17 protein-coding genes are annotated in these 19,317 nt (G+C 65.7%); 7 read left to right on the top strand and 10 right to left on the bottom strand.

Translation table 11 applies throughout. The features are described from left to right. The 4 genes from DFR49_RS15965 to DFR49_RS15950 form a co-directional block, all read right to left on the bottom strand. On the bottom strand, positions 1-1,182 hold the full coding sequence (locus DFR49_RS15965) for an efflux RND transporter periplasmic adaptor subunit (RefSeq protein WP_119037247.1): 1,182 nt from the start codon (positions 1,180-1,182) through the stop codon (positions 1-3). Between the two features lie 7 nt (positions 1,183-1,189). Then, a complete protein-coding gene (locus DFR49_RS15960; RefSeq protein ID WP_119036684.1) occupies positions 1,190-2,449 on the bottom strand; it encodes a TolC family protein in 1,260 nt (419 codons plus the stop codon). Between the two features lie 64 nt (positions 2,450-2,513). Beyond that, positions 2,514-2,849 (bottom strand): hypothetical protein, encoded by a 336-nt coding sequence (locus DFR49_RS15955; RefSeq protein ID WP_147373716.1) that lies wholly within the window; start codon positions 2,847-2,849, stop codon positions 2,514-2,516. Between the two features lie 17 nt (positions 2,850-2,866). Further along, positions 2,867-3,526, bottom strand: a complete 660-nt coding sequence (locus DFR49_RS15950; protein ID WP_119037246.1) for a cation efflux transmembrane domain-containing protein — start codon at positions 3,524-3,526, stop codon at positions 2,867-2,869. Positions 3,527-3,595: 69 nt separating this feature from the next. On the opposite strand from DFR49_RS15950, the gene DFR49_RS15945 reads away from it, so the two are divergent. Then, entirely contained in the window at positions 3,596-4,012 is a 417-nt protein-coding gene (locus DFR49_RS15945; protein ID WP_245968600.1) for a MerR family transcriptional regulator, read from the top strand. Here the strand turns inward: DFR49_RS15945 and DFR49_RS15940 are convergent. The 6 genes from DFR49_RS15940 to DFR49_RS15915 all read right to left on the bottom strand — a co-directional run bounded on the left by DFR49_RS15940 (position 3,999) and on the right by DFR49_RS15915 (position 10,982). After that, positions 3,999-4,379: a copper-binding protein gene (locus tag DFR49_RS15940; protein WP_119036682.1), complete on the bottom strand. Its 381-nt coding sequence runs from the start codon at positions 4,377-4,379 to the stop codon at positions 3,999-4,001. The genes DFR49_RS15945 and DFR49_RS15940 overlap by 14 nt on opposite strands. Before the next feature lie 17 nt (positions 4,380-4,396). Then, on the bottom strand, positions 4,397-7,534 hold the full coding sequence (locus DFR49_RS15935) for an efflux RND transporter permease subunit (protein WP_119036681.1): 3,138 nt from the start codon (positions 7,532-7,534) through the stop codon (positions 4,397-4,399). Then, positions 7,531-9,021 (bottom strand): efflux RND transporter periplasmic adaptor subunit, encoded by a 1,491-nt coding sequence (locus DFR49_RS15930; RefSeq protein WP_119036680.1) that lies wholly within the window; start codon positions 9,019-9,021, stop codon positions 7,531-7,533. The genes DFR49_RS15935 and DFR49_RS15930 overlap by 4 nt, the downstream gene beginning before the upstream one ends. Further along, complete coding sequence (locus DFR49_RS15925) at positions 9,018-10,247, bottom strand: TolC family protein (protein ID WP_119036679.1); 1,230 nt, start codon at positions 10,245-10,247, stop codon at positions 9,018-9,020. Before DFR49_RS15925 ends, DFR49_RS15930 begins: the two co-directional genes overlap by 4 nt. 143 nt (positions 10,248-10,390) lie before the next feature. Further along, positions 10,391-10,519 (bottom strand): hypothetical protein, encoded by a 129-nt coding sequence (locus DFR49_RS22410; RefSeq protein WP_281271785.1) that lies wholly within the window; start codon positions 10,517-10,519, stop codon positions 10,391-10,393. Between the two features lie 91 nt (positions 10,520-10,610). Further along, entirely contained in the window at positions 10,611-10,982 is a 372-nt protein-coding gene (locus DFR49_RS15915; RefSeq protein WP_211325918.1) for a hypothetical protein, read from the bottom strand. A 407-nt stretch (positions 10,983-11,389) separates the two neighbouring features. Between DFR49_RS15915 and DFR49_RS15910 the strand changes: the two genes are divergently transcribed. From DFR49_RS15910 to DFR49_RS15885, 6 genes are all read left to right on the top strand, one after another. Next, complete coding sequence (locus DFR49_RS15910) at positions 11,390-11,665, top strand: metal/formaldehyde-sensitive transcriptional repressor (RefSeq protein WP_119037244.1); 276 nt, start codon at positions 11,390-11,392, stop codon at positions 11,663-11,665. A gap of 8 nt (positions 11,666-11,673) precedes the next feature. Next, entirely contained in the window at positions 11,674-12,669 is a 996-nt protein-coding gene (gene dmeF / locus DFR49_RS15905) for a CDF family Co(II)/Ni(II) efflux transporter DmeF (protein WP_119037243.1), read from the top strand. Further along, positions 12,666-12,860 (top strand): DUF1289 domain-containing protein, encoded by a 195-nt coding sequence (locus tag DFR49_RS15900; RefSeq protein WP_119036676.1) that lies wholly within the window; start codon positions 12,666-12,668, stop codon positions 12,858-12,860. The genes dmeF and DFR49_RS15900 overlap by 4 nt, the downstream gene beginning before the upstream one ends. 717 nt (positions 12,861-13,577) lie before the next feature. Next, positions 13,578-14,864 (top strand): TolC family protein, encoded by a 1,287-nt coding sequence (locus tag DFR49_RS15895; RefSeq protein ID WP_119036675.1) that lies wholly within the window; start codon positions 13,578-13,580, stop codon positions 14,862-14,864. Beyond that, positions 14,861-16,114 carry an efflux RND transporter periplasmic adaptor subunit gene (locus DFR49_RS15890; RefSeq protein ID WP_119036674.1) on the top strand — a complete coding sequence of 418 codons (1,254 nt, stop codon included), beginning with the start codon at positions 14,861-14,863 and terminating at the stop codon, positions 16,112-16,114. Before DFR49_RS15895 ends, DFR49_RS15890 begins: the two co-directional genes overlap by 4 nt. Then, complete coding sequence (locus DFR49_RS15885) at positions 16,104-19,316, top strand: efflux RND transporter permease subunit (protein ID WP_119036673.1); 3,213 nt, start codon at positions 16,104-16,106, stop codon at positions 19,314-19,316. The genes DFR49_RS15890 and DFR49_RS15885 overlap by 11 nt, the downstream gene beginning before the upstream one ends. The last annotated feature ends 1 nt before the right edge of the window (position 19,317 follow it).

Here is a 19,317-nt window from a genome sequence, read left to right as displayed (position 1 = left end):
TTAGTCCTCGTGCTCCGCTTCACCTTTTCCGAGTTCGGCCTTGAGGGTGAAGGTGCCCGTGCCTGCGATCTCCTCGCGGCCGGTCAGTCCGGACGTGATGACGACATTCGATCCGCTGGCCTGCCCGACCACGACGGGGGTCGCCTTGAAGCCCGTGGGCGTCCGCACGAAGACCACCGATCGGTTCTCGATCGACTGCACGGCCGCGGCCGGCACGGTCACGGTGCCGCTGCCGGCACCGGGGAGTTGGATCGCGGCCGTAACCGGCTCGCCGACGCGCCATTGGCCTGCGCGGTTGTCGACTAACGCGATGACGGGCACCTGGCGCGTGGTTTCGTCCAGCACCGGCGATACGAAGCTGACGCGGGCGGTCGAGCGACGCCCCCCGGCGGTGATCGCTACTGGCGATCCCGGCCGGACCAGGCCGGCATCGGCGGGGGATAGGGAGACCGTCACCGCCACCTGGGACAGGTTCGCGACCCGGAACAGCTCGGCGTCGGCCGCGACCGTCTGCCCCAGCACGACGCGGCGCGCGATCACCTGGCCGCCGATCGGCGACGCGATGCCGATGCGATTGAGCGCGCCGCCGCCGCCGCCCGCCGCCGCTACCTGCTGCTGCGCGAGACGGAGCGCGATGTTCGCCTCGGTGGCGGCCGTGCGCGCCGCGATCAGATCCTGCTCGGGGGAGACGCGCTCGGCGAACAGTCGCTGCTCGCGGCGAAGGTTGGACTGCGCGAGCGCCGATCGCGCGCGCGCCGCCTCCACTTCGGCCTTCAAGGATGCCGCCTCGCGGCTCTCGATGATGGCGAGTGTCTGACCGCGGCCGATCGACTGTCCAAGGTTGCGGGTGAGCGACACGATCCGCCCGCCAATGGCGGCGGATACGGCCTGCGTCCCCTGCGGGTCGCCCTCTATCGTCGCGGGGAGCGTCAGCACCCCGCCGCCGCCCGCCACGCTCGGCCGCTCGATCTGGATGCCGGCCGCGACGATCTGTCGGGAGGTCAACGTGATCGTACCCTCGGGAGCCGCCGCCTCGCCCTCATGCGCGCCCTCTGCTTCGTTGTGGCCGACTTCCTCGGTTGTGTTGGCGGCAATCTCGTTGCCGGTCTCCTGGCCCCCGCCGCACGCGGTAAGCAACAGGGCTAGGGTGACGGGCAATGTCGCCCGCTTGGCAGTGGTCATCATGGAATCAGTTCCTCGAAAGGTCGGGCGCGGCCGTCGCTAGACGGTTCCGATGAGCCTGGGCGTCGCGGTAGGCGGCGAGCGCGTCGATCGCGGCCGTGCGGGTTTCGGAAAGCGTGCGCTCAGCATCGAGTAGGTCGAGCTGGCCGAACTTGCCCTCGCGATAGCCGATGCGCGCGATACGCGCGGCCTCCTGCGCCGCCGCCAGCGCGGGGCCGCTTGCGGCGCGGGCGGTCGTGGCGGCGTTCGCTACTTCGGCCTCGGCGTTCGCGAGCGCCTGCGCCGTGTCCAGCTCGGCCGCGCGGCGCAACGCCTCGGCCTGGTCGCGCTCGGCATTCGCCTGGGTCACGGCCGCGCCCCCCCGATTGAACACGGGGAACGGCACGGAGACCCCAAATACCGCGGCAACGTCGTTGGTCTCCTCCAGCCGGCGCGCGCTCGCGCTTACCGTCACGTCGGGGACGCGCTGCGCGCGAGCGAGCCGCACCTGGGCGGTAGCAGTCGCCACGTCGGCCTGCGCCGCGGCAAGTGCGAGCGTACCAGCAGGCGCAACGCGAAGCGCCGGGCCATAGCCCTCCACCCGGTCGAACCATGCGAGGTCGAGGGGTCCCGATACAGGCTGACCGATGCGGCGCGCGAGATTGTCGCGCGCGACAATCGTCAGCCGCTCGGCGCGTTCCTCCGTGGCTTCCGCATTGATGCGGAGCACGTCCGCGCGCTGCTGCTCGATTGGGGAGGCTCGGCCCGCCCGCACGCGAACCGTCGCAGCGCGTAACGCCTCGCGGGCAATTTCGGCCTGCTCGCGCGCCGTTACAACGCGCCGCTCGGCCGCGACCGCCTCGATATAGGCTTGGGTGATCGCAAGTCGTAGATCGGCCGTCGCCAGCGCCGCGCCGATCCGGGCGCGGTCGCTCACTGCGTCAGCGACTGCCACGCGGGCGGAGCGCTTGCCCCCGAGTTCAATCGGGAGCTCTAGGCCGGCCGTCGTCTCGGCGCTGCGTAAGCCCCGATACTGACCGGAGCCGACGACATTCTCGGTTTCGGCAACGATCGTGGGGTTCGGCCGATAGCCGGCGACGGTACGCGCCGCCTCGGCCGCACGCACGCTGGCGGATGCGGCCTCTATGGATGGGGCGACGGCCCCCGCCAGCTCCAGTGCGCGCTCCAAAGTGAGCTGCGCGACCGGACTGGCAATGGGTGCCGTCTGCGCCTGCGCGAGCGACGCGCACGACGCAGCGGCCAAAAAGGCCGCAATGATACGATGCATGGGTGGAATACTCCTGACGAACCTCGAACCCCGCGCGGTGATGTCGGCGGGTGCTAGGACTCGGTCAGGCTATTGGTGGTCGGAGCGCGGGGTGAGCCAAGCCGCACGCCAAGGGGCTTTCATCGAAGCCTTCACGGGGCATGCTCGCCGCGGCATGAGAAGCAGCGGACTCCGTCGTCATCGGCAATCCGACACAGTGGCCGTGGCAACCCGCGTGATGGTGCGGGTAGCCCTTTTCGCTGTCCGCCGGAACCTGATCGGCATCGTCGGCAACATGTCCCAGCTCCGCCGCCGCCGTGACCTCAATGCACGCGTCGCCTTCCGTGGCGCGCGCGGCCGATCCCAGCCCCAATGATAGGGCGAGCATCAGGCAGAGGAACAGGGCGGACAATCGGTGCATCGCGAGCCTCCTAGCAGCTATCGACTTTGCTGTAACGGTTGTAGGGCAGACGTCCGCGGCGTGCCGGTCGCGCGGAGTTCCGCGCGGGCCTGAGCGATGATTTGAAACCCGCCCCACAATCCGAGAAATGCCATCAACGCCGCCACGATCAGGTCGGGCCATGCCGTGCCGGTCCCGAACACGCCCGCCGCTGCAAGCACAACGGCGACGTTGCCGATCGCATCGTTGCGCGAGCAAATCCAGACCGAGCGCATGTTCGCGTCGCCCGTTCGGAATCGGTAAAGCATCAACGCTACCCCGCCGTTCGCGAGCAGTGCCGCGACGCCGATCACGCCCATGATTTCGGACTGGGGTGCGGCACCGTGCAACATCCCCCAAGCTGTGGCGAGAAGCACGTAGAGCCCGAGCACGGCAAGCGTCGCGCCCTTGAGCAACGCGGCCCGCGCACGCCATGCGAGCGCCATGCCAGCGACGCCCAAGCTAATCGCGTAGTTGGCGGCATCACCGAAAAAGTCGAGCGCGTCGGCTTGCAGCGCCTTCGATCCGCCGGCGATGCCCGCCACCATCTCGATTGCGAACATGCTCCCGTTGACCGCCAGCGCGATCCATAGCGCGCGCCGCCACTTGGGGTCGTTGAGAGTGCCGCCCTTGTCCGATGGGCAGCTCGTGCAGGCCATGATCGTCACCTCGACCGAATCAACATGACAGCCTATATGCACCCTGTAGTCGCTAGAGGGTCAAGGGCCGTGGTCGAGAAACTGACGATCGGAAAGCTCGCGGAAGCAACGGGCACTAAGGTCGAGACGATTCGCTGGTATGAGAAGGTCGGGCTGATAGCGCCGCCTGCACGCACGGGTGGTAATTACCGGGCCTACTTGCCCGGCGACCTAGCACGGCTGTCCTTCATCCGACGCGCGCGCGATCTCGGCTTCCCGATCGAGCAGGTTCGCGCCTTGCTTGACCTGTCCGATGATCGCACGCGCGATTGCGCGACGGTCGATCGGATCGCGACCGAGCATCTGCGCGAGGTCGATCGCAAGATTGCCGGCTTGACCGCGCTTAGGCGCGAGCTGAGCGCGGTCATCTTGTCCTGCGATGGCGGGACCGTCGCCCAGTGCCGCATCATCGAAGCACTGGGGCCGGCCGATCCTATTGCTTGCTGATCGTCGTCACCTCGCCACCGCCGTCCTTGAGCGCCAGATCGAACGTCACCTTGTCGCCGACCGTGACGCCGTCGATGACGGCAGGCTTGGCATCAAACGCCATCGTCATCGCCGGCCAGCCGGCTTCGGGAATAGCCTGATGCTCGAGCGTGATCTTGCCCGCTGCCTTATCGATCGCGGTCACGGTGCCGCTGCCCTTGGCGGTTTTCGCCTCAGTGGGCATCGCCATGTTGCCCATGCTGGCTGCGCTCTCATTCATGGCGGATGACTGGTTCGCCTCCGGTGACGGCGGCGATTCGGCCTTCTGGCCGCAAGCGGCGGTCAGGGTGGTGAGTCCCAGGGCAATAGCCAATTGCACAGACTTCATGGTCTTCTCCTTGCAGGTTAAACGGGCTGGTGGATGGGTTTGGTCTTCGGCCGGCGCAGCAGCAGATAGGCGGCGGGAAGGACGAACATCGAGAGCAGCGGCGCGGTCAGCATGCCGCCGATCATCGGGGCAGCGATCCGGCTCATCACTTCCGAGCCCGCGCCCGATCCGAAGAGGATCGGCAGCAGGCCGGCAAGGATGACCGCCACCGTCATCGCCTTGGGCCGGACCCGCAGAAGCGCACCCTCGCGCACCGCTGTTTCGACCTGAGCCGCATCCGGGTCCGGGCCGCGATCTTCATAGGCGTGCTTGAGGTAGATCAGCATCACCACGCCGAACTCGGCTGAGACCCCGGCGAGCGCGATGAACCCAACCCCGGTCGCGACCGATTGATTGAAGCCGAGCAGCCAAAGCGTCCAGATGCCGCCGGTCAGCGCGAACGGCAGCGTGCCCATGATCAACGCCGCCTCATCGAAGCGCCGGAAGATCAAGTACAGCAGCACGAAAATGATCAGCAGTGTCGCGGGAACGACCAGCTTCAGCTTGGCAACCGCGCGTTCGAGGTACTCGAACTGGCCGGAGTAAGCGATGCTGACGCCCGGCGAGAGCCTCACCTGTTTCGCCACGGCGCGCTGAAGATCGCCGACGACCGATGCCAAATCACGGTCGCGCACATCGACATAGACCCAGGTCGAGGGCCGGGCGTTCTCGGTCTTGAGCATCGGCGGCCCTTCGGTGATCGAGACGTTCGCCACAGTGCCGAGAGTGATCTGCTGGCCCGAAGGGGTAAGTACCGGTAGCGCGCGCAGCCCTTCGAGACTGTCGCGCAGCTCGCGCGGATAGCGCACGCTGATCGGATAGCGCGCCAGGCCCTCAACCGTCTCGCCGATGGTCTCGCCACCGATCGCACCCGAGACGATCGCCTGCACGTCGGCGATGTTGAGCCCGTAACGCGCAGCGACTGCACGATCGATGTCGACGTCGACATAGCGTCCGCCGGTCAGCCGCTCGGCCAGCGCCGAGCTGACGCCCGGCACCGTTTTTGCCGCTGTCTCGACATCATGGGCGATGCGGTCGAGCTGGGCGAGATCGGCGCCCGAGACCTTGACCCCGATCGGGCTCTTGATCCCGGTCGCGAGCATATCGATGCGGTTGCGGATCGGCGGCACCCAGACATTGACGAGGCCGGGCAGCTTTACCGTGCGGTCCAACTCCTCGACGAGCCTGTCGGGGGTCATGCCCGGTCGCCACTGGTCGCGGGGCTTGAACTGGATGGTGGTCTCGAACATCTCCAGCGGTGCCGGATCGGTCGCGCTCTCCGCGCGGCCGGCCTTGCCGAACACGCTCTGTACCTCGGGTACGGTCTTGATGAGCCGGTCGGTCTGCTGGAGCAGCTCGGACGCCTTCGCCGCTGAGAGGCCCGGCAATGCCGACGGCATGTAGAGCAGGTCGCCTTCGTCAAGATTAGGCATGAATTCGCCCCCCAATCGCGACAGCGGAAAGGCGGTGGTAGTGAAGACTAAAGCGGCGATCAGCAGCACCGTCTTTGGCCGCCGCATCGTCCAATCGAGCGCGGGACGATAGAGGGCGGTGAGCGCGCGGTTGATCGGATTTGCCTGCTCGGCCGGGATACGGCCGCGGATCAGCCAGCCCATCAGCACCGGCACCAAAGTCACCGACAGGATCGCCGCGCCCGCCATCGCATAGGTCTTTGTGAAGGCGAGCGGCGCGAACAACCGGCCCTCCTGCGCTTCCAGCGTGAACACGGGGATGAAGGAGAGCGTGATGATGACGAGGCTGAAGAACAGGGCCGGGCCAACTTCGGCGGCGGCGTCGGTGATGACCGTCCAGCGTGTCTCGCCAGCCAGCGTCTCGCCGGGATGATCATGCTCCCAGCGCTCGATCTTCTTGTGCGCGTTCTCGATCATCACCACCGCCGCGTCGACCATCGCGCCGATGGCGATGGCGATGCCGCCGAGCGACATGATGTTGGCATTAACCCCCTGGAACCGCATGACGACGAACGCCGCGAGCACGCCCAGTGGCAAGGTCAGGATCGCGACCAGCGCCGAGCGAACGTGCCAGAGGAACAATGCGCAGACCAATGCTACGACGATGAACTCCTCGATCAGCTTGTGCGTCAAATTCTCCACTGCACGGTCGATGAGCTGGGAGCGATCATAGGTGGTGACGATCTCGACGCCGGGCGGCAGGCTCGCTTTCAAGGTGGCGATCTTGTCCTTGACCGCCGCGATCGTCTCGCGGGCGTTCTTCCCCGAGCGCAGGATAGCCACGCCGCCCGCCACTTCGCCTTCGCCGTTCAGCTCGGCGATGCCGCGCCGCATCTCGGGGCCGATCTGGATCGTGGCGACCTCGCCAAGCGTCACCGGCACACCGCCCGCTGCGGTACGGAGCGGAATGGCGCGGAAGTCGTCGAGCGTCTTCAGATAGCCTGACGCCCGAACCATATATTCGGCCTCAGCCAGCTCCAGCACCGATCCGCCGACTTCCTGATTGGCGTTGCGGATCGCCTCGACGGCCTGTTGGTGGGTAATACCGTAGGCGGTGAGCTTCACGGGATCGAGCACGACCTGATACTGCTTCACCATCCCGCCGATGCTCGCGACCTCGGCGACGCCGGTCACGGTCTTCAGCTCGTAGCGGAGGAACCAGTCCTGCAAGGATCGAAGCTGCGACAGATCGTGCCGACCGCTGCGATCGACCAGCGCATATTCATAGACCCAGCCGACCCCGGTTGCATCCGGGCCGAGCGCGCTGCGGGCGGTTTCCGGCAATCGGCCTTGCACCTGATTGAGATATTCGAGCACGCGGCTGCGCGCCCAATATAGGTCGGTGCCGTCCTCGAAGATCACATAGACGAAGCTGTCGCCGAAGAAGGAATAGCCGCGCACCGTCTTCGCGCCGGGCACGGACAGCATCGTGGTGGTGAGCGGATAAGTGACCTGGTTCTCGACGATCTGCGGTGCCTGGCCGGGATAGCTCGTGCGGATGATGACCTGCGTGTCGGAGAGATCCGGCAGCGCGTCGATCGCGGTCGAGCGCACCGCCCACAGTCCGGCCGCCGCCAACGCTAGCACGCCGAGCAGGACGAAGAAGCGGTTGCGGACCGACCAGCGGATGAGGGCCGCGATCATTGACCCGCCACCTTCACCATGCGCCGCACCGTCGGGCCGGCCGGCGGCTGATCGAAGGAGAAGCGAACGCGATCGCCTTTCTTCAAGCCACGCGCCAGTGCAGGGTTGCCGAGCTGGAAAGTCATCGTCATCGCGGGCCAGCCGATGGCCGGCACCGGCTCGTGGCTGAGCGTCACGGTGTTGGTGGTGATCTCCTCAATCTTGCCCGTCGTCTCATGGAGAGATTCGGTTGATGATGGCTTGGCGGCTACCGTCGGCGTGGCGCCACCGATCGGGCGAGCATCCACTCCCGACAGGCTCGCCTCGGAATCGATCAGGAACTGGCCCGACGCGACAACCTTCTCGCCTTCGCTCAAGCCTGCGAGGATCTCGGTGTCCGCGCCGGATTCACGCCCGGTCTGCACCTCGGCAGGCCGGTAGCGGCCCTTGTCGAGCGCGAGCATGACAAGCGTGCGCTTGCCTGTGCGGATCAGGGCCTCGGACGGCACGAGTAGGGCCGGTTGCGCGCCGCCGCCGAATGACACGGACGCGAACATGCCCGGCCGCAGGCGGCCGCCCCTGTTGAGCAACTCGATCCTGACGGTCAGTGTTCGGCTGTCGGTTTGCGTTTCTGGCAGGATCGCCGACACCCGCCCGAAGAGCGTCTCGCCGGGGAAGGCCGCCAGTGTCGCTTGGGCCGATTGACCGATCTTGAGCTGGCCGGCGACGGCCTCGGGCACGGCGGCGTTGAGCCAGACCGTGCCAAGGCCGTTGATCTCGGCCAGGGTCTGGCCGGCCGTCACGCTCATGCCCGCACGGACACCGAGCGTTTTGATGACACCTCCCGTCGGAGTGGAGATGGTAATCACGTCATGCGGCCGTCCGCCGCGCTCAACCGACGCGATCGTGCTGGCGGGCATACCGAGCAAAGCGAGCCGCTGCCGGGCCGCCTGCGCCAACGCCGCGTTGCCGGTGCGACGCACGGCAAGATACTCGGCCTGCGCCCCGGCCCATTCGGGCACGAGGATGTCGGCAAGCGGCGCGCCCGGGCCGACCACGTCGCCCGGTGCCCGACCATAAACCCGTTGCACGAAACCTGCCGCGCGCGCCTGGACGATCGCGACATCGCGCTGGTTGAAGTCGATCGAGCCCGTGGCGGTAAGACTGCTTGTCAGCTCGCCCCTGCGAACCGCGACGGTGCGTAGGCCGAGGCTTTGCGCGGCCGCGGGATCAATCCGGACACCGGGCGCCTCGCCGCCAGCCTCGTCGGCATATTTGGGGACGAGCTGCATATCCATGAACGGCGACTTGCCCGGCCTGTCGAAATGCTGGGCGGGCGCCATCGGGTCGTACCAGTAAAGCACCTTGCGCCCGTCCTGAGCGGCAGGTGGCGTCTCGGTTGAATTGCCGGTTAGCTGCGCAACGCCGTAACCACCAATGCCGGCGATGAGGGCGATGAGCGCGCCGACTGCGGCCAGGCGCGCTTTTGGTGATGCGGTGTGAGTCATTGATCGTCACTCCCGAACAGGAGGTTGAGGCGGGCGGCGTCGCGGGCCACCGCAGCCTCGCGGTCGAGCGTCATGAGCCGAACATCGGCAAGAGCCACATGCGCTCTGAGCACGTCCTTGAGACCAGCACGCCCGGCGGCATAGCTCGCGCGCTCCAGGCTCACTTGCTGCTCGGCCAGCGGCAGAAGCGTGGCGTTGGCCCGCATCCATTGTTCATGGTGCATGACATGATCGGCAAGGCCGGTATCGAGTTCGACGGCAAGACCGCGGCGTGCATCCTCCTGTTCGGCGCGTGCCTTCCCGGCCTCCGCCGCCCGTGCTGCAATCATCGGGTCCTGGCGGCGGCTCGCGAACAGCGGCAGGCTGATCGTCACGCCCGCCGAGACCATGTCGCCATAGCGCGAATCGCGGCGCTGATAGGCAACGTCCCAGCTCCAGTCGGGCCGCTTTTCGGCGCGTGCGAGTCTGACATCGGCATCGGCCTGACCGCTTCGCGCCAGCGCGGCGGTCAGGGTTGGATTCTGCTCCAGGCCGGTGCGAAGGGCGACAGGATCGACCGCGAAGCTGGGCAACTCGCCCACAGCCTCTGGTGAGGGATCGCCGGTCCAGCGGCTGAGTTCGGCGCGTGCCCTGCCGATATCGGCCATGATCTCGCTGCGCCGATCCTCCAGCGCCGCAAGTGCCTGCTCGCTCTCCAGCGCCTCGGCGGGGCGGCTCGCGCCCGATGCGACACCGGCGGGTGCGGTTCCGAGCAGCGGTCGCAGGCTCCCCAGCAGGTTATCGATCGCCTTCAGCCGGCGTCCGGCATAGGCGAGGTCTGTCCAAGCGAGCGCGGCGCCGAGCCGCACGTCGCGCGCCCGCACCAGTGCATCGGCCTCGGCTGCGGTGATGTCGGCCTGCGCCCGGCCAAGCCGGGCATGGCGCTTGGCGAGGTTCGGCATGTCCTGCTGCACGCCGATCCGGGCCATCGTCATCTCGTCGCGCGTGAAGCTCCCCGCCGGCGGGCCGGAGATCGGGAAATTGTCGAGGCCGAGCGCCAGCTTCGGATCGGGCAAGGCATCGGCCGAGCGCGCGGCGGAACGCGCGGCATCGACGCCCAGCGCGGTTGCGCGAATGCCAGGTGCGTCGGCGAGCGCACGTTCGATCGCATCATCGAAGCTCAACGGGTCGGCGACGGCAACGCCGGGGATCGCGAGCAGTAGCGGCGCAAATATGTATATCCTCATCGGAAAGCTCCTGATCGGAAAGGATCAGGCCGGTCTTCGTCCCTGCGACAGCGGTGCTGCGATACCGGTTGGGACGGGATAACCGCCCCGCCGGCTCCTCAGACCTGGTCACCAAGATGCGCTGGACCAGCCAGGGTCCGCGCCTAGCTGGCTGCGCCGCGCATCATCGCGCAGTCACAACTGGCGGAGTGGCTATGCTGCGCGAACGCGGGAGACGCGAACATGGCAGTGGCGGCCGTGATCGTCGCGGCGGCAAGCGTGAACATCTTCATGATGACTATCCTGAGCTGAAATCTATCGGGCGCGAAAAGCGGGTGCGTCAGCCCATTGAGGCTGCGGCGCACGCTATCGCGCGGTGGACGATTAGCTCAGGCGTGCGGGTGGCTCGGGTTCCGGGCCGTAGGAGCGGCCGACCAGACGCGGCGTGGACGGCCAGAAGGAGGGTAGCGGCACAGTCGGAGCGACGGCCTCTGGCGCGGGACCGTCTTTCACGAAGATGGGGAGCGCGCAGCCCATCTGGGCAATGCAGTCGAGCGTCATTCCCTTGCAGGGCTTTGAGCCCTTATCCTGCGGGGGCTGCGGCTGTGCCATCATCTCGGCGCAGTCCATGCCTTCCATGTCGGCCATCTGGTGATCGGTCGCGACCGTCTTCATCATGCTCGGTCCGCGGGCAAACGCCATCTCCTGACCGGACAGGCCGATCAGGGCTCCAAGGAGGAGCAGGAAAGGGAACATGCGTTTCACGACTACGGCAGAGTAGGTTGGCTGAAGCAGTCGATCAATGGGCTATCACCCGAAGCGATTCGAACTTTTGCCGCGACACGCCGCCGTGCCTACGAAACCGCTATTTTTAGCGGGCGGCTCTGTGCGACCCAGGACGGATTTGGCGTAGCCTAGCGTAGTAGGCACGGTGGATTGGGTGCCCCGCGCCGGATAAACATAACGAATATGTGTCGCTGTTCCTACTACTCCAGGATCGCCCGTCACCGCATCGTCCCGCTCCTCAATGTCGTAACGCGCGCTGCGGCGCTACACCATAATCGGCGGCGCGCTGGCGCATCTAGGCTGAGGTCGTCGATATCGGCCGCGTCGTAATAATGCGGTCTGGCGTTGTGCGCCCGTATAGGCTAGGGGGGTATGCTATGGCTCACACCCAAGAGAACAGCGCTGAACTGATTGCACGAGTGCGGCGCATTGCAGGACAGGTCAGCGCTATCGAGCGCGGCCTGGAGCGCGGCGCTTCGTGTGACGAAGTTCTGCACCTTGTGGCGGCAGTTCGTGGCGCAGTGAACGGTCTGCTCGACGAAATCATCGTGGACCATCTGGACCAGCATGTTGCGAAGCCGGGCCTGGATGATGCCGAGCGTTCCCGAGCGTCAGAGGCATTGAAGACCGTTATTCGTCGCTATTCGAAATAAGATCGATGATGACCGCGGCTTCTCACATCGATCGCTTCACCCACGATCACGTCTTCCTCGGGGCGTCGCACGACGCGAACGCGCGCCGCACACTGTGGGTGGTGGCACTGACGGCGACGATGATGGTCGGCGAAATCATTGCCGGCTATCTGACCGGATCGATGGCGCTTCTGGCGGACGGCTTTCACATGGCCACGCATGCCGGAGCACTCAGTGTCGCGGCGATCGCCTATTCCTACGCCAAGCGGCATGCTTCGGACCAAAGGTTCAGCTTTGGGACGGGCAAGGTCGGCGACCTGGCAGGGTTCGCCTCCGCGCTAGTGCTCGCAGTGGTTGCGATCGGCATCGGCGTCGAATCGGTAGTCCGCCTGTTCCAGCCAACCACGGTGGCGTTCACCGAGGCGACGATCGTCGCCGCTATCGGTCTCGCCGTGAACATTGTCAGCGCCTTCCTGCTGGCGGGAAGTCATTCGCACGATCATGGGCCTGACCATTCCCACGGCCATCATGCGCAGCCACATGGCCGCGGACACGAAGAACACGCGCATGATGACGACCACGCCCATCCCGTGGCTGGGCTGCGCAGCCAAGACAACAACCTTCGCGCCGCCTATGTCCATGTCCTCGCCGACGCGCTGACGTCGGTGCTGGCGATCGTCGCGCTCTTGTCGGGACGCTTCCTCGGCTGGGTATGGCTCGATCCGGTCATGGGGGTGGTCGGCGCCATCGTGATCGCCCGCTGGTCATGGTCGCTGATGCGCGAGACCGCCTGGGTGCTGCTTGACCGCACCGATGAGCATGTCGCCGAGGAAATCCGCGAACTGGTCGAAGCGCCCGGCGACGCCCGGATCGCGGACCTGCATGTCTGGCGCGTCGGACCCGACGCCCATGCCGGCATCGTTAGCGTAGTGGCGGGCGGTGCAGTGGATCGCGCGACGGTGCAAAAGCGCCTCAAGCCGGTCCACGAGCTTCGCCATCTCACCATCGAGATGCAGTCGCCATGAAGTCGCCCTGCATCGACATCTGCGTTTTCGATGGACGAACCGGCTGGTGCAAGGGCTGCGGCCGAACGAAGGACGAAATTCGCGCCTGGAAGAAGAGCCAGCCGCATCAGCAACGCCGGATCGAGTCGGACCTCCCACGACGCCTTGCCAAGCTCACTCCGATGGCGAAGCCGATTAGGCCGGACCAATGATGGGATCGCTACGATTGGCCGATCGCGGAATACCGGCGAGGCCGTGCGTTAGTGCTGTCGTCAATGTGGTCGATGACACACAGGCTTGGCCTGGTAGGGCAGTTGAGCACGACAATCTATTCTTCGACGGTCTTTGGATGATTGAGGATCATCACGAGAAATGGATAACAACGGCCTGGGTGAGCATCGCGCATGACACTTGCGTTATCGTGCCGGCAACTTATGTTTCATGGTCGTGATTAGGGTGTCGCGACCATCGTTTTTTCGATTTTTCTCGATGCTGTGCATCGGGCTGACGCTTGTCTTCGCGAGCGCTAGCATGGCTAGTGTGGTCGATCGCATTCAGCATCAATCAGACGCATCGGGCGATCATAACCATCTACCGTTCAGCAAAATCGTTTCCGAAATCAGCGACCATCAACACGAGCCTCATACGTCGGCTCTGGATGATAAGGGGGATGCTCCCGATCATCAGCCGGAAACCGGGCACCACCACCATGGTGATAGTGGCTCGGGGATGCTCGCTCCTCTGTCACGTGGATCACCGGGAATCTTCTTGAGGGCCTCAACTGGCCGACCGGCGGCCGATAATCGCATGTCTGGCTTCCTGACCCACGGACCTGAACGTCCCCCCAAGACCATCGCAAATCGCACCTAGAGCCGTCGCGTCGAATTAGGCGCGGCTGTAGCCACGCCTGTTCGTGAGGCCGATTTGTCATGTTTTCAATTTTCGTTGCGCACCAGCCGGTGCGCTTGCGGCGCGCGCTTGCGATAGGCGCGGCCATCGCCGCTCTATCCGCTCCGTCCGTCGGGGCGGCGCAAGACCTGAGTCTATCCGACGCGCTTTCCAGGGTCGCCACCGGTGATCCATCAGTGGCGGTCAATGCTGCGCGGCTTCAGGCTGCTGATGCCGCCGTCATTCAAGCCGATGTGCGGCCACGCGATGTCGTGGGCGTCGATGTAGAGGATTTCACCGGCACCGGCCCATATTCTTCCCTTGGACGTTCGCAGGCTACCGCCTGGTATGAACGAACCTGGGAGCGCGGCGGCAAGCGTGAAGCGCGTGTCGGCGCGGCCCGTTTCGAGCTTGGCGTGACTGCGGAGCGCAATCGCCTGCGGATGCTCGATCTGCTCGCGCAAGTGCAAGCGACGTGGGTTGAGGCGCTTGCGGCCGAGGCCGTCATTTCCATAGCTGAACAGCGCCTTGCCGCTGCCCAGCAGGTGGAAGGCGAAGTGGGCCGCCGCGTGGGCCGCGCGCTCGATCCGCTATTCGCAGCCGAACGGGCGCGGACTACCACGACGCAGGCCCGGATTGCGCTCGATCAGGCGCGCGAAAATGCCCGCATCGCCCGCACCACGCTCGCCTCTTATTGGGGAGCGACGGGCGGCGATTACAGCCTCGACACAACGCCTTTCACTATTGTTGAACGATCCCGGCCTCCGGCGGATGTTGGCCCCGAACTCGCGCTGCTCACCGCCGAGCGGGACGCCGCCGGGGCAAAGGTCCGGCTTGCAGAGACAAGCAATGTCGGCGACCCCAGCGCGCGGGTGGGCCTACGCCATTTCGGGCAAGGCAATGACGTGGCGATCATGGTCGGAGGTTCGATCCCGCTCGGCAACCGTGCCGCCAACCGTGGCAATGTCGCGCGCGCCAATGCGGAAGCACAGGTGGCCGAAGCCGAAATTGCCGTTGCGCGGGCACAGATCGGGCGCGAAATCGACCGGATCGTTGCCGAACGCGCGGCGCTTGCCACCGAGATCGACCGGATCGCACGCGAAGTGCTGCCAAGCGCGGCGCGCGCGGTAACGCTTGTCCGCGACGGCTTCGCGCGTGGTGGGACCGCCTTCACCTTCCTCGAAGTCAACCAGGCTCAGCAAGCTGAGGTCGATGCGCGGTCCCGCCGGGTCGAGCTGCTGCGCCGCTTCCATCTCGCAGGCGCCCGGCTCGACCGGCTGACCGGCCGCCACGTCCCATATCTTTCCAGCGCGGAGAACCGCCGATGACACGATTCCTATTGTCTGCGGGCTCGGTGCTCGCTCTTGTCCTGCTCGCCGGATGCGGCGGGTCCCCGACCGCCGACACCGAAGCCGGTGAGCCCGAGGCGGCTGCCGCTACCGGCGACTATGAACGCGGCCCACATCGCGGCCGGATGCTGCGCGATGGTGATTTCGCTGTCGAGATCACCATCTTCGAGGACGGCGCGGACCCCGAGTTCCATGTCTATGCCTACCGGAACGACAAGCCGGTGGCGCCAGGTGAAGTGCAGCTTGCCATCGAGCTGTCGCGCCTCGGCGGTAAGGTCGATCGTTTCGCCTTTACGCCGCAGGAGGATTATCTGCGTGGCGGCGGCGTGGTCATCGAACCGCACTCCTTCGACGTGAAGGTGCGTGCGGTCGAGAGCGGACGCACGCACAACTGGACTTACGCTTCCTACGAGGGCCGGACCATTATCTCGGCCCAGGCCGCCCAGATTGGTGGAGTGCGCTTTGAGCGTGCCGGTCCTGGGACTGTGGCCGAACTGATCGACATGGCTGGCCGCATCGAGATCACGCCGGAGGGTAAGGCCGACGTGCGTGCTCGCCTGCCAGGGCAGATCGTCTGGATGACTGGCCAGCTTGGCCAGACCATGCGCAAGGGGCAGGCGCTGCTCCGCGTCGAATCCAGCCACTCGCTCCAAACCTATACGGTGACGGCGCCGATCAGCGGCATCATCGTGGAGAAGAACGCCAACGTGGGTGACAACACCGGCGATCGCGCGCTGTTCGTGATTGCCGATCCGACGAAGCTCCATGCCGAGTTCTTTGTCTATCCGCGGGACGTCGAGCGCGTGCGCGTCGGCCAGCGCGTTGCGCTGCGCAGCCTGTCGAGCGATGCCAGGCTGGACGCGGAGGTCGAGGCGATCCTGCCGACAGCCGATGTCGCCAGTCAGACATTGATGGCGCATGTCCATCTGCCTGAATCCGCCGCGCGGACGTTCCGGCCCGGCATGGGCGTCGAAGGCTCGTTCGCGGTTGCATCCGCCAATGTGCCGCTAGCGGTCAGGACGAAGGCGATCCAGCGGTTCCGTGATTTCGAGGTGGTCTATGCCAAGGTCGGCAATAGCTATGAGGTGCGAATGCTGGAGATCGGCCGCCGCACACCCGAATGGACCGAAGTGCTCGGTGGCCTCGAAGCCGGCACCGAATATGTGACCGATGGCGCGTTCCTGATCCGTGCCGACATCGACAAATCGGGAGCCAGCCATGACCACTGAGACATCCGCTCCTCCGCGCCCGGCGCTGCTCGAACGCCCACCTATACTGGAAAGGATCGTCGCCGGCGCCATCCGGTTTCGCTGGGCGGTGCTGACCATTGTTGCGCTGCTGTGCGCGATCGGCGTCTGGGCCTTCCAGCACCTGCCGATCGACGCCACCCCCGACATCACCAACGTCCAGGTGCAGATCAACAGCGAAGCGGCGGGCTTCTCGCCGCTTGAAGCCGAACAGCGTGTGACCTTCCCCGTGGAAACCGCCATAGCGGGCCTGCCGGGACTGCAATATACCCGCTCCATCTCGCGCTATGGGCTGTCTCAGGTGACGGCGGTGTTCGCCGACGGCACCAACATCTATTTCGCCCGGCAGCTCATCAACGAACGGCTCCAGACCGCGCGCAACCAGCTTCCCGAAGGCGTTGCGCCTGAAATGGGGCCGATCTCCACCGGCCTCGGCGAGATTTTCATGTATACGCTGGAGGCCCAGCCGCGCGCGCGCAAGCCAGACGGCAAGCCCTATACGGCCGAAGACCTGCGAACGCTTCAGGACTGGGTGATCCGGCCGCAACTCCGCAACACACCGGGCGTCACCGAGGTCAACAGTATCGGCGGCTATGAGCGGCAATATCATGTGACGCCGCTTCCCGACCGGCTTTCGGCCTATGGCCTTACCCTCAACGATGTGGTGTCGGCACTCGACCGCAACAACGCCAATGTCGGCGCCGGCTATGTCGAACGCTATGGCGAGCAATATCTGGTCCGCGTGCCGGGCCAGGCGGCGGGTATCGACGATCTCAAATCCATCATCGTCACCAATCGCGGCGGGGTGCCGATCCGCATCGCCGATGTCGCTGATGTCGGCATGGGTGAGGAACTGCGCACCGGTGCCGCGACCGAAAACGGGCAGGAAGTGGTGCTCGGCACCGTGTTCATGCTCGCGGGTGAGAATAGCCGGATCGTCGCGCGGGCAGCAGCCGAGCGGCTTGAAGAAGCCGCAAAGGCGCTTCCGGCGGGCGTGAAGGCAGTGCCGATCTACGACCGCACCGATCTCGTCGAACGGGCGATCTGGACGGTCGAGAAGAACCTCGCCGAAGGTGCGCTGCTCGTGATCGTCGTGCTGTTCCTGCTGCTCGGCAATATCCGCGCGGCGCTCATCACGGCGGCGGTCATTCCGATCACCATGCTCATGACTATCACCGGTATGGTACAGGCGGGCGTTTCGGGCAATCTGATGAGCCTTGGCGCTCTCGACTTCGGCTTGATCGTGGATGGCGCGGTCATCATCGTCGAAAACTGCCTGCGCCGCTTCGGCGAGGCGCAGCACCGGCTTGGGCGTCTGCTCGATCGGGACGAACGGTTCGCGCTGGCTGCTTCGGCGACCTCCGAAGTGATCCGTCCATCGATGTTCGGCATGCTCATCATCGCGCTGGTCTATGTGCCGATCTTCGCGCTCACGGGCGTCGAGGGAAAGATGTTTCACCCGATGGCGATCACGGTTGTCATGGCGCTGACCTTCGCGCTGATCCTGTCGCTCTCCTTTGTGCCGGCGGCAGTCGCCTTGTTTGTCTCGGGTAAGGTCGAGGAGAAGGAAAGCCGCCTGATGGCCTGGGCGCGCAAGCTCTACGAGCCCGCGCTCAATGCGGCATTGCGGCTGCGTGTCGCATTTGTCGCAGGGGCTGTGGTGCTGGTTGTCATCGCCGGCTTTGCCGCGACCCGCATGGGATCGGAGTTCGTGCCCAATCTCGACGAGGGCGACATCGCGCTTCATGCGCTGCGCATCCCCGGCACCAGCCTCAGTCAGGCGGTGCAGATGCAAAAGGCGCTCGAAGCCCGATTGAAGCGCTTCCCGGAGGTCGAGCGGATCGTTTCCAAGATCGGCACCGCCGAGGTGGCTACCGATCCGATGCCGCCCTCGGTCGCCGATACCTTCATCATGCTCAAGGATCGCAAGGACTGGCCCGATCCGCGAAAACCGCGCACCCAGCTCGTCGCCGAGATGCACGCGGCGGCGCTCACCATCCCCGGCAACAACTACGAGTTCACCCAGCCGATCCAGATGCGGTTCAACGAACTGCTATCGGGTGTCCGCGCCGATGTCGCCATCAAGGTGTTTGGCGACGATCTCGACGAATTACTGACGGTGGGCAAGGCGATCGAGGGTGTCGCGAACGGCATCCCCGGTGCGGCCGATGTCAGCGTCGAGCAAGTGACGGGACTCCCGGTGCTTCAGATCACCCCAAATCGCGCTGCGCTCGCCAGGCTCGGGCTCAATATCAGTGACGTGCAGGATGTTCTCGCGGTGTCGATCGGAGGTCGACAGGTTGGGCAGATCTTCGAGGGCGACCGGCGGTTCGCCATCGTCGTGCGCCTGCCGGAAGAGATCCGGCGCAATGTCGACGAGATCGGCCGCCTGCGGATACCGCTCCCCGCGTCGGGCGAAGGTCCACGGGGCTTCGTTCCGCTGGAAGACGTGGCGAAGGTAGAGGTCGCCATAGGCCCCAACCAGATCAGCCGGGAGGACGGCAAGCGCCGGGTGGTAGTCACCGCCAATGTCCGTGATCGCGATCTTGGCTCGTTCGTCACTGAGCTGCGCGAGAAGGTCGGCGCGGAGGTCGAAGTGCCGGCCGGCTATTGGATCAGTTATGGCGGCACATTCGAGCAACTTATCTCGGCGGCGGAACGGCTGCGGCTGGTCGTGCCCGCGACGCTGCTGTTGATCTTCGGTCTGTTGTTCTGGCTGTTCCGATCGGTCAGGGACGCTACCATCGTGTTCTCAGGCGTGCCGCTGGCATTGACCGGCGGGGTCGCGGCACTGCTGCTCCGCGGCCTACCGCTGTCGATCTCGGCGGGTGTCGGGTTCATCGCCCTGTCCGGCGTGGCGGTGCTGAACGGCGTCGTGATGGTCAGCTTCATCCGGTCGCTCCTCGCCGAAGGACGCCCGCTCGACGACGCTATCCGCGAAGGCGCGCTGACCCGATTGCGGCCGGTGCTGATGACCGCGCTGGTGGCGAGCCTCGGGTTCGTGCCGATGGCGTTCAATGTCGGTGCGGGCGCGGAGGTTCAGCGGCCGCTTGCCACGGTGGTTATCGGCGGGATCATCTCCTCGACCTTGTTGACACTGTTGGTGCTGCCGGCGCTCTATCGGCTCGTGCATGGACGAGCGGCGCGTGCCCCAAAGGCCGAGCCCGCCGTGACAGGAGGTTGAT

This window comes from Hephaestia caeni, from assembly GCF_003550065.1.
GTDB lineage: Bacteria > Pseudomonadota > Alphaproteobacteria > Sphingomonadales > Sphingomonadaceae > Sphingomonas > Sphingomonas caeni_A.
Note: the sequence above shows the minus strand (reverse complement) of the source record. Positions and strands in the feature narration are given on the sequence as shown.

What these genes read in the sequence shown, in the direction of transcription:
- DFR49_RS15965 (WP_119037247.1), bottom strand. Translation starts at nt 1,182, where the DNA reads ATGACCACTGCCAAGCGGGCGACATTGCCCGTCACCCTAGCCCTGTTG.
- DFR49_RS15960 (WP_119036684.1), bottom strand. Translation starts at nt 2,449, where the DNA reads ATGCATCGTATCATTGCGGCCTTTTTGGCCGCTGCGTCGTGCGCGTCG.
- DFR49_RS15955 (WP_147373716.1), bottom strand. Translation starts at nt 2,849, where the DNA reads ATGCACCGATTGTCCGCCCTGTTCCTCTGCCTGATGCTCGCCCTATCA.
- DFR49_RS15950 (WP_119037246.1), bottom strand. Translation starts at nt 3,526, where the DNA reads ATGGCCTGCACGAGCTGCCCATCGGACAAGGGCGGCACTCTCAACGAC.
- DFR49_RS15940 (WP_119036682.1), bottom strand. Translation starts at nt 4,379, where the DNA reads ATGAAGTCTGTGCAATTGGCTATTGCCCTGGGACTCACCACCCTGACC.
- DFR49_RS15935 (WP_119036681.1), bottom strand. Translation starts at nt 7,534, where the DNA reads ATGATCGCGGCCCTCATCCGCTGGTCGGTCCGCAACCGCTTCTTCGTC.
- DFR49_RS15930 (WP_119036680.1), bottom strand. Translation starts at nt 9,021, where the DNA reads ATGACTCACACCGCATCACCAAAAGCGCGCCTGGCCGCAGTCGGCGCG.
- DFR49_RS15925 (WP_119036679.1), bottom strand. Translation starts at nt 10,247, where the DNA reads ATGAGGATATACATATTTGCGCCGCTACTGCTCGCGATCCCCGGCGTT.
- DFR49_RS22410 (WP_281271785.1), bottom strand. Translation starts at nt 10,519, where the DNA reads ATGAAGATGTTCACGCTTGCCGCCGCGACGATCACGGCCGCCACTGCC.
- DFR49_RS15915 (WP_211325918.1), bottom strand. Translation starts at nt 10,982, where the DNA reads ATGTTCCCTTTCCTGCTCCTCCTTGGAGCCCTGATCGGCCTGTCCGGT.
- DFR49_RS15910 (WP_119037244.1), top strand. Translation starts at nt 11,390, where the DNA reads ATGGCTCACACCCAAGAGAACAGCGCTGAACTGATTGCACGAGTGCGG.
- dmeF (WP_119037243.1), top strand. Translation starts at nt 11,674, where the DNA reads ATGACCGCGGCTTCTCACATCGATCGCTTCACCCACGATCACGTCTTC.
- DFR49_RS15900 (WP_119036676.1), top strand. Translation starts at nt 12,666, where the DNA reads ATGAAGTCGCCCTGCATCGACATCTGCGTTTTCGATGGACGAACCGGC.
- DFR49_RS15895 (WP_119036675.1), top strand. Translation starts at nt 13,578, where the DNA reads ATGTTTTCAATTTTCGTTGCGCACCAGCCGGTGCGCTTGCGGCGCGCG.
- DFR49_RS15890 (WP_119036674.1), top strand. Translation starts at nt 14,861, where the DNA reads ATGACACGATTCCTATTGTCTGCGGGCTCGGTGCTCGCTCTTGTCCTG.
- DFR49_RS15885 (WP_119036673.1), top strand. Translation starts at nt 16,104, where the DNA reads ATGACCACTGAGACATCCGCTCCTCCGCGCCCGGCGCTGCTCGAACGC.